This window comes from Polaromonas sp. YR568 (assembly GCF_943372955.1).
Classification (GTDB): Bacteria; Pseudomonadota; Gammaproteobacteria; order Burkholderiales; family Burkholderiaceae_C; genus Polaromonas.
The window spans coordinates 37,666-52,280 of the sequence record NZ_CALSAL010000009.1 but is presented as its reverse complement, the minus strand read 5'-3'; the positions used below and the strand labels follow the sequence as shown (position 1 = coordinate 52,280).

At 62.8% G+C, this 14,615-nt stretch carries 12 protein-coding genes; 3 read left to right on the top strand and 9 right to left on the bottom strand.

Translation table 11 applies throughout. The features are described from left to right. Positions 1 to 30: 30 nt before the first annotated feature. From AAG793_RS15240 to AAG793_RS15215, 6 genes are all read right to left on the bottom strand, one after another. Complete coding sequence (locus AAG793_RS15240) at positions 31 to 843, bottom strand: enoyl-CoA hydratase/isomerase family protein (RefSeq protein WP_341909695.1); 813 nt, start codon at positions 841 to 843, stop codon at positions 31 to 33. Next, positions 833 to 2,407, bottom strand: a complete 1,575-nt coding sequence (locus AAG793_RS15235; protein WP_341909693.1) for an AMP-binding protein — start codon at positions 2,405 to 2,407, stop codon at positions 833 to 835. Before AAG793_RS15235 ends, AAG793_RS15240 begins: the two co-directional genes overlap by 11 nt. After that, on the bottom strand, positions 2,400 to 2,945 hold the full coding sequence (locus tag AAG793_RS15230; protein ID WP_341909691.1) for a (2Fe-2S)-binding protein: 546 nt from the start codon (positions 2,943 to 2,945) through the stop codon (positions 2,400 to 2,402). Before AAG793_RS15230 ends, AAG793_RS15235 begins: the two co-directional genes overlap by 8 nt. Beyond that, on the bottom strand, positions 2,942 to 3,787 hold the full coding sequence (locus AAG793_RS15225) for an FAD binding domain-containing protein (protein WP_341909689.1): 846 nt from the start codon (positions 3,785 to 3,787) through the stop codon (positions 2,942 to 2,944). The genes AAG793_RS15230 and AAG793_RS15225 overlap by 4 nt, the downstream gene beginning before the upstream one ends. After that, positions 3,784 to 6,777: a molybdopterin cofactor-binding domain-containing protein gene (locus AAG793_RS15220; RefSeq protein ID WP_341909687.1), complete on the bottom strand. Its 2,994-nt coding sequence runs from the start codon at positions 6,775 to 6,777 to the stop codon at positions 3,784 to 3,786. Before AAG793_RS15220 ends, AAG793_RS15225 begins: the two co-directional genes overlap by 4 nt. Positions 6,778 to 6,964: 187 nt before the next feature. Then, on the bottom strand, positions 6,965 to 7,849 hold the full coding sequence (locus tag AAG793_RS15215) for an AraC family transcriptional regulator (protein ID WP_341909685.1): 885 nt from the start codon (positions 7,847 to 7,849) through the stop codon (positions 6,965 to 6,967). 233 nt (positions 7,850 to 8,082) lie between these two features. Here AAG793_RS15215 and AAG793_RS15210 point away from each other — a divergent pair, with 233 nt between their 5' ends. After that, positions 8,083 to 8,460: an ATP-binding protein gene (locus AAG793_RS15210; RefSeq protein ID WP_341909683.1), complete on the top strand. Its 378-nt coding sequence runs from the start codon at positions 8,083 to 8,085 to the stop codon at positions 8,458 to 8,460. Positions 8,461 to 8,669: 209 nt separating this feature from the next. On the opposite strand, the gene glmS is transcribed toward AAG793_RS15210, so the two are convergent. Continuing rightward, positions 8,670 to 10,520, bottom strand: coding sequence for a glutamine--fructose-6-phosphate transaminase (isomerizing) (glmS, locus tag AAG793_RS15205; protein ID WP_341909681.1), 1,851 nt, complete (start codon positions 10,518 to 10,520; stop codon positions 8,670 to 8,672). A gap of 148 nt (positions 10,521 to 10,668) precedes the next feature. On the opposite strand from glmS, the gene AAG793_RS15200 reads away from it, so the two are divergent. After that, the gene (locus AAG793_RS15200) at positions 10,669 to 11,154 is read left to right on the top strand and encodes an Lrp/AsnC family transcriptional regulator (RefSeq protein ID WP_341909679.1); all 486 of its coding nucleotides are present in this window, start codon (positions 10,669 to 10,671) and stop codon (positions 11,152 to 11,154) included. Positions 11,155 to 11,183: 29 nt separating this feature from the next. Here the strand turns inward: AAG793_RS15200 and glmU are convergent, their stop codons facing one another. Next, positions 11,184 to 12,629 (bottom strand): bifunctional UDP-N-acetylglucosamine diphosphorylase/glucosamine-1-phosphate N-acetyltransferase GlmU, encoded by a 1,446-nt coding sequence (glmU, locus tag AAG793_RS15195; protein WP_341909677.1) that lies wholly within the window; start codon positions 12,627 to 12,629, stop codon positions 11,184 to 11,186. On the opposite strand from glmU, the gene AAG793_RS15190 reads away from it, so the two are divergent. After that, positions 12,628 to 13,566: a DUF6279 family lipoprotein gene (locus tag AAG793_RS15190; protein ID WP_341909675.1), complete on the top strand. Its 939-nt coding sequence runs from the start codon at positions 12,628 to 12,630 to the stop codon at positions 13,564 to 13,566. The genes glmU and AAG793_RS15190 overlap by 2 nt on opposite strands. Before the next feature lie 22 nt (positions 13,567 to 13,588). Here AAG793_RS15190 and AAG793_RS15185 read toward each other — a convergent pair whose 3' ends face one another. Beyond that, entirely contained in the window at positions 13,589 to 14,593 is a 1,005-nt protein-coding gene (locus tag AAG793_RS15185) for an MBL fold metallo-hydrolase (RefSeq protein WP_341909672.1), read from the bottom strand. Positions 14,594 to 14,615: the final 22 nt, after the last annotated feature.

The following is a 14,615-nucleotide window of genomic DNA, read 5'->3' as shown; positions in this document are numbered from 1 at the left end:
TGGTTAAAAAAACGTACGGTCTACTCTTGGTCACTTTCCCGTGAAGTTCGGACGTCGCTTGGCATGAAACGCCTCAACACCTTCACGAAAATCTTCCGAGCTGCGCAGGCGCGAGTAGCAATGGCCTTCCAGCTCGATGGCAATCGACAGCGGCGAGTCTTCGGTGTCGTTGAGCAGCTTCTTGGCGGTGCGCTGGGCGAGCGGCGAAAATGAGCGCAGCTCATCAACCAGCGCGTCGGTAGCGGCCTCGAGCTCGCTGTCAGGAACGCATTCGGTCGCTACGCCCCAGTCGGCCGCCTGTGGGCCAGTGATGCGGCGCGAGCGCATCACAATGTCCTTGGTCCGTGTGATGCCCACCATCTTCTGCAATCGGGCTGAACCACCTGAACCCGGGATCTGGCCCAGCTTCTGTTCGGGCAGTGCATAGAGCGTCGTTGGCGTCACAAGACGGAAATCACAAGCCAGAGAGACTTCGAAACCCACGCCGAAGCAGTAGCCTCGTGCGGCAGCGATCACCGGCTTGCCGCAGCGGGCGGGCGCCGCGATGTTCCAGGCGAGCTTTGACACATGCTCGGGCGATGCCTCGAGGAAGCCTCGAATATCTCCTCCGCTGGAGAAATGCTCCCCTTCGGATCGCAGCACAATGACGCGCACCCGGTCATCGGAATCCAGCGCCTCGAAAGCAATGCGGAGCTGGTCCCGCTGCCCCATGCTGATGACATTGAACGGCGGACGCGACAGTACGATATCGGCACGCTCGCGCTGGGGATCAATGTGCAGCGTAAAGCCATCAAATTCGACCGGCAAGGTGGTCGCGGGATGGCCAAGTTCATCAAGTCTCATGGGTACTCTCCTGTTTGGATGGGGATTCGGGTGTGGGGGGTACCGCCCGGGCGGTCTCGAACTCGCCGGCGACCAACTTGCGGCGCAGGACTTTACCTACTGGAGATTTGGGAATTTCCTGCACGAAGACGTATTCGCGCGGCCGCTTGAAATTAACGAGATCTGAAAGGCGGCAGTGGGCATCCAGCGCGTCTGCTGCGACTGGCTCCCGGGTTTTCACGAAGGCCACCACTCGCTGACCCCATCGCTCGTCCCGCAGACCTGCGACGGCTACTTCATCGACAGCTGGGTGCAGCGACAGCACGGATTCGATATCGACTGGCGAGATGTTTTCACCACCGCTGATAATCATGTCGTCGACACGGCCGGTGACATACAAGTCGCCATCGACATCAAAGTAGCCGGTGTCGCCCGTGAAGTACCAGCCTTCGCGCAGACTCTTCGCGTTGGCGTCGGGCCGGTTGTGATAACTCTCAAATGCCTCGTCTCCGGCGAGCTCCGCCAGAATCTGCCCCTCTTCACCTTGCGCTGCGAGGGCCTCAGGATTGGTGCTGTCTAGCTTCACCACGCGCAGTCGGGCATTGATGCCGGCGCGTCCCGCCGACCCGGGCTTGGCGACTGCGTTCTGGTTGACCGCAAAGGTATATATCTCGGAGCTGCCGTAGTGGTTGACGAACAGCTCGGGCTGGAATGCCTCGGTGAGCCGCAACAGCAAGGCGTCGTGCATGGGTGCGCCTGCGAAGCCGAGCTTGCGCACCCTGGAGATGTCGGTACGTGAGAATTCCGGATGCGAGAGCAGCTCGTGGTAAAGCGTCGGCACCAGGTAAAGGTGCGTCAACTGCTCACCCTGAATAGCAAGGAGTGCACGCCCTGCATCGAACTTCGGCATGCAAACAAAACGTCCGTCCAGAAGGGCCAGTGCCAGCAGCGAGCGCACCCCCATCGTGTGGTACAGCGGCATCACGCCCAGCGTGCGCTCACCCTGCGCATAGCGGTTCTGCGCCACATGGGCCAGCGCCGCGATGCGCTCGGCGCGCTGGCGACGTGGCACACCTTTGGGCTTGCCGGTCGTACCCGAGGTGTAGAGCATCAGTGACAGGTCTTCGGCACTGGCCTGAGGCACAGGCTCCGACGGCGCAGTCAGCCAGTCGTCAAAGTGCGCGGTGGCGTCCTGAACCGCACCCACGCCAATGCGTTGGACGCGCCGCGCTTCGGCAGAGCCGTCAACAGCCTCATGCGCCACCGGTTCGAACACCAGGACACGCGCACCCGAATCGCCAAGGCAGTAGTCGATTTCGTCGGCCTTCGCACGCCAATTTAGCGGGGTAATGACAATCCCGGCGAACTGGCAGGCCCAGTGCAGCGTCGCCATTTCCCAGCGGTTTTGCAGTACCGCCAGCAGGTGGTCGCCGCGCTTCAGCCCCAGCCCGGTCAGGGCGCACTGCACAGCGCCTACCCGCAGCGCCCATTGCGCATAACTCAGCCGCAGTTCGCGGTCGACCAGTGCCACGGCGTGCGGGCTGCGCTCCACACTTTGCAGAAAAGTTCGGCCGAGATCAAGCATGGGAGACCTTTCGGGCGGTAAGCCGCACGCGGGCCACTTCCAGCACCGCGGCAACGATAGGGGTGTAGCCGGTACAGCGGCAGATATGGCCTGACAACATCTCGCGCACCTCTGCCTCGCCGGGCTCGCGAGCCTCGGAACCAGGTGCGCACAGGCGCTCAAGCCAGTCAGCACAGGACATCAGGATGCCGGCGGTGCAGAACCCACATTGCAGTGCGTGATGCCGCTTGAAGGCCTGCTGCAGGTCGCCCAGAGTGCCGTCGGCCTGCGCCAGACCCTCGACCGTATCGACCTGCCTGCCGTCGACCTGCACCGCCAGGGTCAGACAGGCGCGGCAAGCCACGCCGTCAATGCGCACGGTGCATGCGCCGCACACGCCGTGCTCGCAGCCCACATGCGTTCCGGTCGCACCCAACCCGTCACGTAAAAAATCGGTCAGTAGCATGCGTGGTTGAACATGGCCGGTGCGCTGTCGCCCGTTAAGGGTGAGTTCCACCGGGTGAAGAACATGGCGCGAAAGAGGAAGGGAAGCGGTCATGCGGTACTCCGTTCGGGAATGCGGTTGGCCAGGGCTTGATACACGGCGCGGCGTCCCAGCGTTCGCACCAGTTGGCGCCGCAACAGGGCACTGGCTTGCGGCTCGTCACGGGCTTCCAGCGACCAGGCCAGTTCATTGAGGGCGTCGTCCAGCGCGCTGCCTTGCAACACAGGGAAGTCACGGGCAGTGGGACGATCGGCCACGCCGCCGACCGCGATGCGCAGACGCCTGGTATCGGCCACCACGGCCACCGCGCAGACAGCAAAGTCACCATGGCGCATCGAAAATTCTTCAAATCCGTAGCCGGTACCGCTGTGGGCAAGGGGGAAGCGAACTTCTTCCAGCAGTTCATCGGGCTGTCGTGCCGTTAGCAGCATGCCGGTAAAGAAATCCACCGCCTTGACCACACGGCGACTGCGGTCACGTCGCAAGACGACTTCCCCCTCCAGTGCCAGCAGGCACAGCGGCAACTCGGCCGATGGATCGGCATGAGCAATGGAGCCGACCACCGTGCCGCGGTTACGTACCTGGAAATGCGAGATGTGGGGGAATGCCAGTGTCAGCAACGGCAGCTCGTTCGCAAGCCCTTGCCGCCATTCAACGCTGGCCTGGGTGGCGGCGGCACCGATGCACAGCTGACCCTGTGCAATGCGGATTTGTGCCATCGACTCACTGCGCGAGATGTCAACGAGCAGCGACGGCTGGGCCAGCCGCATGTTCAGAACCGCCATCAGCGACTGTCCGCCGGCGAGGATGCGTGCGTCTTCGCCGTACTGTGTCAAAGCTGCAACAGCCACATCTGCGTGGTCGGCACGCAGGTAATCAAAAGCAGCGGGCTTCATGTGGCCACTCTCAGGCGCTTGAGTAAGCGCTGCCACCATGTCAATGGTTTGGCGCCCGTGGCTTGCCGGCCCAGCGATTCAAACAGCTGTGCAAGCACAATGCGGGCTGCGCCTTCAAGCATCCGGCTGCCTACCGCAGCGACCTTGCCCCCCACCTGTGCGGCGTAGTCGTAATGCAGGCGCGTGCCTTCGGCTGTGGCTTCCAGCCGTACCGTGCCGCTGCCGGCCCCGGTACCGAGGGACGAGGACCCCTGCCCTGCCAGGCGAAGACTGTGTGGCATGTCAATTTCCGACAAGGCGATCTCGGCGGCATAGCGTGCTTTCACCAGACCGACACCCACTGTCACATCGGCGCGATAGCGGTTTTCGCCAGTCAAGACCAGTTCATGACAGCCGGGGATGACTTGCGCCAACGCAGCGGGGTCCAGCAACACGGCAAACACTTTTTCAGGCGGTGCGGCAATCTCGATCACCCCGGCGGCATGCAGTGACAGACCGTCTTGCGCTGCCGATACCGGTCGCGCAGCCATCGCTCGGGCCATTGCGGCCGGTGGTGCAGGCTCGGCCGCATCAATCAACGCAAGCACTCTGGACGGTGTCAGCGGCAGGCGTATATCGCTGACGTCGCCGATCCGGGCCTGAAGCGGCTTGAGTGCATCGGCAAAAGCATTGGCAATGCACACTGGCGTGCTCATGTTGTTACCCTCTCCCAGACCCTTGGCGCCCAGCGGCGTGAACGGCGAGGGTGTTTCCATGTGAACGATCTGCGGATCAGGCACCTCGCAGGCTGTGGGCATCAGATAATCGGCCAGGGTTCCAGACTGGAAACCACCGTCTGCGGCATAGCGGAATTCTTCCAGCAGCGCAGCCCCCAGACCCTGAGCGAATGCACCGCGAATCTGTCCATCGGCCATGCCGGGGTGCAAAATGCGACCCGCATCATGGGCTGTGATGTAACGGTCCACCCGCACACGGCCCGTTTCAGGATCAACCTCCAGGCCGCAGATGTCGAACACAAAACCATAGGCGGCCGAGGTGTTGACCCGGTCCTGCGCGTCGGGCGCTGCCAGCGTGGGGGCAGTCCAGAATGCGGTTTCGCGCAAGCCGGGCTCGATTCCCTCTGGCAGCAGGCCTGGCGCCCAGTGCGGGCTGGCAGCCAGCCGGGTAAAGGCTTGCGAGCGCTCGGGCTGCAGCGCATTGAAGACCCTGCCGCCTTCGAAGCGCACCTGATCGGGTGAGCAGCCGAGCGAAGCGGCGGCAATGTGCGCGAGTTTGTTGCGCATTTTGACGGTTGCAAGATGCACGGTGCCCGCCACAGCACCGGCGAAGCGGCTTGAGTAGTTGCCTGCCGCGACGGACCACGCATCCTTGGCAGTATCAAACTCGACATTCACAGCAATTTGCCCGGGCTCCAGGCCCAGCACGTCGGCCACCACCTGCGCGCAGACGGTCATGTGGCCCTGACCGGCCGGTGCAGAGGCGATAGTGACGTTGACACCGCCCAGCAGGTCAATGGCCACCGTGGCACTGGCGATGGCGCCGTTCTTGGGCCCAGCCTTGGCACGCTGCTCGGCAGTGAGCACCGTGCTGATGTAGCCCATGTTGGAAACCGAAGGCTCGACGATTGCCGCACAGCCAATACCGTAGAGCTTGCCCGCCGCCCGTGCCGCGTCGCGCCGTGCATAGAGTGCCGGCATATTGGCGTGCTGCTGCGCGAGTTCCAGTGCCCGCAGGTAGTCGCCCGAGTCCAGCACTGCCCCCGCAGCGGCGTAGTACGGAAACTGGTGGGCCTGAACAAAGTTGCGGCGGCGCAGATCGAACGGGTCGATGCCCAGTTCGCTGGCGATACGGTCCATCAGCCGCTCCAGCGCGTAGTACACCTGCGGTCCGCCGAAGCCGCGTACCAGACCGGTCGGCACCTTGTTGGTCAGCACCACCCGGTTGCGTACCTGCAGATGAGCCACGTCGTAAGCCCCGGTCATTGCGCCGTGCATGCGATAGAAGGTTGCCGGTTCGGGTGCACGCAGATAGCCACCCACCTCGTCCATCTGGTCATAGCGCAGCGCCTGGATACGGCCGTCCGCATTCACGGCCGCTTCAATCGTCGTCATGCGCGCCGTGGCAGAGGTTGCAGCCGTCAGATGCTCAAGCCGGTCTTCCACCCATTTGACCGGCGCGCCTGCCTTACGGGAGGCCAGACACATCAGCACCACATAAGGAAACACCGCCTGCTTGACGCCAAAGCTGCCCCCTGAATCACGCGGAATCCGGTGGCGCAACTTGTTACCCGGGACCTGTAAGGCCAGAGCCATCACCGCATGCAGCGAAAACGGCCCCATGAAGTTCGACAGGACTTCGTAGCCTTCATCGCCCGGCAGATACTCTGCCAGCACGACACCGCATTCGATGGGCGTGCAGGAGTTGCGGGGGTAGTGGACGGTCAGTGACACCCGGTGGGCCGCCTGCGCAAACGCAGCGGGGGCGTCACCGTACGCGAAACTCCGGTCTGACACCACATTGCTGCCGACTGCCGGGTGCAGCACCGGCGCATCGGCGCCAATGGCGCGCTCCATGTCGACCAAGGCCGGCAGACTGCGGTAGTTCACGCGAATGGCGTCAAGCGCGTCTTCAGCCAGGTAGCGGCTTTCAGCTATGACCACCGCCACCGGCTCACCAACGTAGCGCACACGCTCTACTGCCAGTGCCCAATGCTGCATGGACTGCTTCACGCCCACCACAAAGGGTTGCGACCAGCGCTGCACATCTTCACCGGTGAGTACTGCATGCACGCCAGGAAAGGCTAATGCGGCAGACGCATCCAGTCCCAACAGATCTGCGTGTGCGTGCGGCGACCGTAGCACCGCCGCATACAAAGTACCGGAGGGCTCCCCCACATCGTCACCATAGCGGCCGCGACCGCTCAGTAACGCGTCGTCTTCAACGCGCGGTACCGATTGGCCGAGATGGGCTGAATGGGAGGACCGTCGCATGAACTGCGTTGCCTCCGTATGGCTGTGCACTGAAAGTCTCCTGCTTGTTTGTCTCTGTGCCTAGCGTAGGCAGGCTCACAGGACAGCGTGAACAGGGGAGTCCAGCGAAGGACCAATTCGTCTGATGCTGGCCCAAAAAGTCCAGCTACTTTCGTGCTGCGGCGCAGCAACGGGCCGCGCGATGCGGCTAAAGTAAATCGGACGCGGGTGCTGAACCGGCTGGCGGCTCGTAAAGGTTCACGGCGCGGCGGTAGTCAGTGGGCGTGATGCCCAAGTGCTGCCGGAAAAAACGTGCGAAATGACTGGATGCCGAAAACCCGAGGCTGTGGCCGACATCGCCCACCAGTTCGCTCGAATGCGATAGACGGTCCACAGCAGCCTCAAAGCGCAGAACGTTGGCATACACCAGCGGGGTGACATGGGTGTCGCGATGAAACAGAGAGAAAAAATGCGCCCGCGACAGCCCGGCAAAGCTGGCGAGGTCGTCCATGTCAAAGTCCCGCGTCAAGTTCTCTCGCATATGGGCAATCACCTTGCGGGTGCGCGGATCGATGGCCGAGGGTGGGCGGGTGCGGAGCAATCCAGCCATGTCGCGCCAACCAGAATAACTGTCGATCACCGAAGTCACCAGGTTGAACAGCAGGTCTTCCAGGCGGCTTGCCGCCACCTCATCGGCCCACCACAACTCCAGCACGAATTCCTCGACGAACTTCCGCGTTTCGGACCGGATTTGTACGCAGGACTGCGGGAAGAAACGGGGATGCGACGACAAGGTCAGCGAGCGCTGGATTTCTGAAAGCCACGACGGTTCGATGTACAGGGCTAGGATCAGCGTTTGCTCACCCGGGGGGGCTGCGTGCGTATAGGCGTGTGGCTCCCAGGCGTTGACCAGCACTGCCGTTTCGTTGGTCAGCGGCTGACGTTCACCGCGCACCAGAAATGCGCTATCAGCCCCGCCAGCCTTGATCAGAATGTGGCAGTGGTGGTGCGCATGAGCCACTAGTGAGGCATCCATGTCCAACAGAGCGACACGGCCGAAGCGCCCCTGGAAGATTTTGATGGCTGTCGACATGTTTGCCTGAGATGAAACGTGCCTGGGCGATAAGAAGACTGCAAATGATAGACCTATCCATCCAAATTGCGAATTAGTAGTAACTCTCCGTTCTGCAAGCCGCCGCTCGACGACTCTGCTGCAAACCGACGTCCCTCAGAGCGTCGTTACTAAATCAAACGGGCCATGGAATCCACACGATTCGCCGCACAAAAGCAGCGTTGATTGATCGCTGCGCTAGGAACATTCGAGCGGTGCAATCACTTTTGGGGCATATCCGATATGAAGGTGCCGTGCATGGAGTTAGTGCCAGCTTTGATGACATCGTCCTGCAGGACGTAATAGATCAGTTGGTCGAGAACGCAGCTCGCTATGCAGTTGCAGGCACCGATATAGTTATTCGGTTGTCAACCGCCCCATCTTCTGTAGCGATCGAGATCTTCAACCAGGGTCCGACAATAGGTGACCTCGAAAGTATTTTTGATTTTGGTGTTACGGACAGAATGGAATCCACGAACATGGGACTCGGCCTTTATGCGGCAAGGCTACACGTGTCTGCAATGAATGGGCGAATTTGGGCAGAAAATCGGCCTGATGGAGTAGCTCTTCTCCTGACCCTTCCTGCTGGTTGAGTTTGCTCTGTACGTTCGTGTTTGGGTGGATCTGCCTCAAAGTGCACCACTGTTTTCGCCTAGGCAACAAAGATACTCCAAGGACTTCTCCCTTGAAAAGGTAAGGGCCAGCCCACCCGACATCCACAATATGAAAATTATCCGACGGACTTTTATTTAACCCGACGGACTTTATTCCTCGCAATCATCGCGATGCAAGTGCCTGCCCGTCATTCGACAGTCACGCTCTTTGCAAGATTGCGAGGTTTATCAACATCCGTCCCACGCGCGCAGGCGGTGTGATACGCGAGCATCTGCAGCGGCACCACGTGCAACATGGGGCTGAGCGCGCCGTAGTGTTCGGGCATGCGGATGACGTGCACGCCTTCGCTGTTGTCGATGTGGCTGTCGGCATCGGCCAGCACATAGAGCACACCACCACGGGCACGCACTTCCTGCATGTTGCTCTTGAGCTTTTCAATCAGGCTGTCGTTAGGGGCCACCGTGACGATGGGCATGGCGCTGGTCACCAATGCGAGGGGGCCGTGCTTGAGCTCGCCTGCCGGGTAAGCCTCGGCGTGGATGTAGCTGATCTCTTTGAGCTTGAGCGCGCCTTCCATCGCAATCGGGTAGTGCAGGCCGCGGCCCAGGAACAGGGCGTTCTCCATCTTCGCGAAGTCTTCAGCCCAGCTGATGACCTGCGGCTCCAGTGCCAGCACGGCCTGCAGCGCGGCAGGCAGGTGGCGCATGGCCTTGAGGTGGGCGGCTTCGTCTTCGTCGCTGAGTCGCCCCTTGCTTTGCGCCAGTGCCAGCGTCAGCAGGAACAGGCCCGCCAGCTGGGCGGTGAAGGCCTTGGTGGATGCCACGCCGATTTCCACACCGGCGCGGGTGATGTAAGCGAGCTTGCATTCGCGCACCATGGCAGAGGTGGCCACGTTGCAGATGGTCAGCGTTTGCGTCATGCCCAGGCTTTGCGCGTGGCGCAGGGCCGCCAACGTGTCGGCGGTTTCGCCGCTCTGGGTGATGGTGACGACCAGTGTCCTGGGGTTGGGCACTGAGGTGCGGTAGCGGTATTCGCTGGCCACTTCGACCTGCGTCGGCACACCGGCAATCGACTCCAGCCAGTACTTGGCAGTACAGCCGCTGTAGTAGCTGGTGCCGCAGGCGAGGATCAGCACAGAGTCGATGTCCTGGAAGACGCGGTGCGCGCCGTCACCGAACAGTTCAGGCACGATGCCGGCCACGCCTTCCAGCGTGTCGGCAATGGCGCGTGGCTGCTCGAAGATTTCCTTTTGCATGTAATGGCGATACGGGCCCAGTTCGGCGGCGCCGCTGTGGGCCTGCACGGTTTTGACTTCGCGTTGCACCGCCTTGTGGTCCTTGTCGATCACCCAGTACTTGCCCAGTTGCATGTCGATCAGGTCGCCCTCTTCGAGGTAGACGATCTGGTCGGTCACGCCGGCCAGCGCCATCGCGTCGCTGGCGAGGAAGTTCTCGGCATCGCCCTTGCCCACGCCGAGGATCAGCGGCGAGCCAGCCCGCGCACCGACCACGCGGTGCGGCTCGTCCTTGCAGAAGGCGGCAATCGCATACGCACCCTTGAGCTGGGCCACAGTGGTCTTCAGGGCTTCGAACAGGTCGCCGTTGTAGTGGCTTTCCATCAGGTGCACGATGACTTCGGTGTCGGTCTGGCTGTCGAACACATAGCCCTTGGCCTGCAGGGCCGCGCGCAGCTCTTCGTGGTTTTCGATGATGCCGTTGTGCACCAGGGCCACCTTGCCGGGGCGGGCTGCGCTGTCAGCACCACTGCCGTGGCTGAAATGCGGGTGGGCGTTGTGCACTGCCGGCGCGCCGTGGGTGGCCCAGCGGGTGTGGGCGATGCCGGTGCCGCCGCTCAGGTGGTCTTCGGTCACCTGCTCCTGCAATTCGGCCACGCGCGATGTGCTGCGCGCCCGCTTGAGACCGTCGGAATACACCGCCACGCCGCAGGAGTCATAGCCCCGGTATTCCAGCCGCTGCAGGCCCTGCACAAGGATGGGAACGATGTTCCGGGTAGAAACCGAGGCGACGATACCGCACATAAACCACTCCTGAAAAAGGGACTGTCGAACAACTGTGTGCGAATGCTACGTGCGAGTGGATTTTTGATGTGTTCGATATCGCACAGTTTTTGTAATTAAATTTCTCCAGAATACATTTCTGACATTTAATTTCATTAATATTGATTTTATGGAACAAATTGAAATCGACGCGACCGATATGCGCCTGCTCGAAGCACTACAGACCGATGCCTCGATCAGCAACCAGGCACTGGCCGAGCGGGTGCACATCTCCCCACCGACCTGCCTGCGCCGCGTCAAGCGGCTGCGCGACGCGGGGCTGATCGAGCGCGTGGTGGCCCTGCTCAGCACCGACCGGCTGGCCGCCGCTACCGGCCATGGCCTGACGGCGCTGGTCGAGATCACGCTGGACCGGCAAGGCACCGACCACCAGCAAGCGTTTGAAGCGCGCGTGATTCAGGACGCCGCCGTGCAGCAGTGCTACCGCGTGTCACCAGGGCCAGACTTTGTGCTGGTGGTGCACGTGGCGGACATGCCGAGCTATCTGGTGCTGGCGCAGCGGCTCTTCACCAGCGATGCGAATGTGCGCAATGTGAAGGCGTTTTTCAGCACCCACCGCGCCAAGTTTGAGCCGCGGGTGCCGCTCTCGGCCTGAGCCGGCACAGGTCTGGCCTGTCAGGTCTGTCAGGCCTTGGGTTGCTTCACAGGCCGCTTCCAGTTCGGCAGGCTGACCTGCTTGCCGCGCGCCACGCTGAGTGAATCGGCCGGCGTGCTCTTGGTGATGGTCGAGCCACCACCCACCGTGCCACCTGCGCCTATGGTGACGGGCGCGACCAGCACGCAGTTGCTGCCAATGTGCACATCGGCTTCGATCACGGTGCGGTGCTTGTTGGCGCCGTCGTAGTTGGCGGTGATGCTGCCGGCGCCGTAGTTCACCCGCTCGCCCACAGTGGCGTCGCCCAGATAGGCCAGGTGGTTGGCTTTGGCACCTTTGGCCAGCGTGGAGTTCTTCACCTCGACGAAGTTGCCGATGTGCACCTCCGCGCCAAGCTGCGCGCCGGGGCGCAGGCGGGCGAAGGGGCCGATGAGCGCGCCCTCACCGACCTGCACGCCGAGCTTTTCGCCATCGATGTGCGTGAAAGGGTGGATCACGGCGTGGGCGGCAATCGTGGCGTTGGCGATCACGCAGTTGGCGCCTATGCGCACGCCGTCGCCCAGGCTCACTGTGCCCTCAAAGACGCAGTTCACGTCGATTTCCACATCGCGGCCGCAGGTCAGCTGGCCGCGCACGTCGAGCCGCCCCGGGTCGGCCAGCCGCACGCCCTGCTCCATCAGCGCGGTGGCGCCGCGCAGCTGGTGCACGCGCTCCAGTTCGGCCAGCTGCACCGGGCTATTGACGCCGGCGACCTGCGCTGCGTCGGTGATCTGGTGCGCGACCACGGCCACGCCGTCGGCCACCGCGAACTTCACGATGTCGGTCAGGTAGTACTCGTTCTGGGCATTCTTGTTGTCCAGCCGGGCCAGCCAGCGGCGCAGCAGCGCGGTGGGCACAGCCATGATGCCGCTGTAGATTTCGCGGATCTCGCGCTGCGCGGGTGTGGCGTCCTTGTGCTCGACGATGGCGCGCACCTGCGCCGATGCCTCCGGCCCCGCGCGCACGATGCGGCCGTACCCGGTGGGGTCGGCCATGCTGAGCGTGAGCAGCGCCAGCCGCTGGCCGTCGCACTGGTCCAGCAGGGCCTGCAATGTATCAGCTTGTGTCAAAGGCACATCGCCCGACAGCACCAGCGTGACACCGTCATCGGCCAGCAAAGGCACCGCCTGCTGCACGGCGTGGCCGGTGCCCAGTTGCGGCTCCTGACGGGCAAACTTCAGGGCCAGCGCCGCCTTACCGGTGGATTCCACGGCGGCCTGCATGCCGGACTGCATGTTTTTGCAGGCGGCTTCAACCACCTCCGCGCCGTGGCCGGTGATCACCACTGCCTCGCGGGCCGATAACCGCGCGGCGCAGTCAATCACATGACCCAGCAGCGCACGGCCGCCCAATCGGTGCAACACTTTGGGCAGCGCGCTTTTCATCCGCGTGCCTTTGCCTGCGGCCATGATGACGACATCGATCGGGGTTGCCATGACGTTTCCTTTGCTGTTCTTCAAGATGCCCGGCTGGAGACTTGCTCCAGCCAGTCGCAATTGCTTCCGGATTATCAGCCTGCTGGTGCTGGTTCCTCTGTTCGCTGTACTGCAGGCCTGCAGTGCCGCGAAGATCGCCTACAACCAGGCGCCAGAACTCGGCTACTGGTTCATGGACGGCTATTTCGATTTCGACAGCACGCAGAGCCTGCGCGTCAAGGCAGACCTCGGCCAGCTGCAGGCCTGGCACCGCCAGTCACAATTGCCGGCCTATGTGGAGACGCTGCAAAAGCTCCAGCAGCAAATGCGCGGCGATCTCAGCACCGCCGCTGCCTGCTCGATTTACGACGACGTGCGCCGCAAACTGATGGCAGTGTCTGACCGCGTCGAGCCGACGGTGGTGGCCCTGGCACCCACGCTGCAGCCCGCGCAACTGACCCACATGGAAGGGCGCTTTGCCAAAGGCAACACCGAGTTCCGCGAAAAATTCATCGACGGCACGCCCGCGCAAAAACGGGCCACCCGACTCAAGCAGGCCATCAGCCGGGCCGAAATGCTTTACGGCACGCTCGACGAGAAACAGATCGCGGTGCTGGGTCAGCGCATTGACCAGTCGCTGTTCAACCCGGCCTTGAACTACGCCGAGCGCTTGCGGCGCCAGCAGGACACGCTGCAAACCCTGCGCGCCCTCACGGCACCGCAGGCCTCGCCCGTTTCCACAGACCGGGTGCGCGTGGCCTTGCGCAGCCTGTTTGACCGCTCGCTGAATTCGCCCGATCTCGCCTACCGCGAGTACGTCACTAGGCTGACGCAGGACAACTGCCGTACGGTGGCCGAGCTGCACAACAGCACCACCCCCGCGCAGCGCGCAAAGGCGATTGAAACCCTGACCACCTACGAGCAGGACTTGCGCGTGCTGATGGCGCAAAAATCCTGAGGCGGGTCATGCAGGCCCTGGTTCATCCCTGCAGCGCCGCCCACATCTCCTTGTCGCGCTCGGCCGTCCAGATGCGCGGGTGCTTGATGCCGCTGGCTTCGTCGTAGGCGCGGCTCACATCAAACGGCAGACAGTGTTCGTAGATGAACACATGGCCGAAGACCGGGTCCATCAGCTTTCGGGTGTGCGCCATCGCCGCTTTCAGGTCCATGCCGGCTGCGGCAGCCTCTTTGCCCGCCTGGAACAGCGACTCGACCCAGCGTTTGGTGTAGTCAAGCGCCTTGTTCACATTGGCCGCGCCCTTCATGGCTTCACCGCGGCCGGGCACGATGGCTTCCGCGCCGAGCGCGCGCAGCGCTTCCAGCGTGGCAGGCCACTCGGCCAGTTGCGCATCACCGGTGTACACGCCCGCCTCGTATTCCACCAGGTCACCGGAAAACAGCACTTTCTCTGCGGCCACCCAGGCGATGGTGTCGCCGCGCGTGTGCCCGGGACCGGGGTGCCAGATATCCACCACCACACCGCCCAAATTGATGCTGAGCTTGCCCGGCACCTCGCACTTCGTCGGGTCGCCACCACCGACCACCATGGTCGGCCAGGTCAGGCCGGGCACCGTGTCGGCTCCGCGAAAAAGGCGCGGGAAGCGCTCCATCTCGCTCTTCATGTCTTGCGCGCCGCGCTCGGCAATCAGGTCCAGCGTGCCCTGGCTGGCGATGATCTCGGTGGCGCCCTCGTCGGCATAGGCATAGGCGCCGAGCACACGCACCGCGTGGTAATGGGTCAGCAGCACGTACTTGATCGGCTTGTCGCTCACGGTGCGGATGCGGGCGATCAGGTCGCGCGCCATGGCCGGCGTGGCGGTGGCGTCGCTGACCATGATGAAGCGGTCACCAATGATGACGCCGGAGTTCGGGTCGCCCTCGGCGGTGTAGGCCCAGCAGTGCGGGCTGAGCTGCTCGAAGGTGATCTTCTTGTCGGTCAGGTCGGCTTGGGAGGCGAAGGCTTTGGCGGGTGCATGGTGGGACATGGTGTTTCCTGTTCTCCGGTGA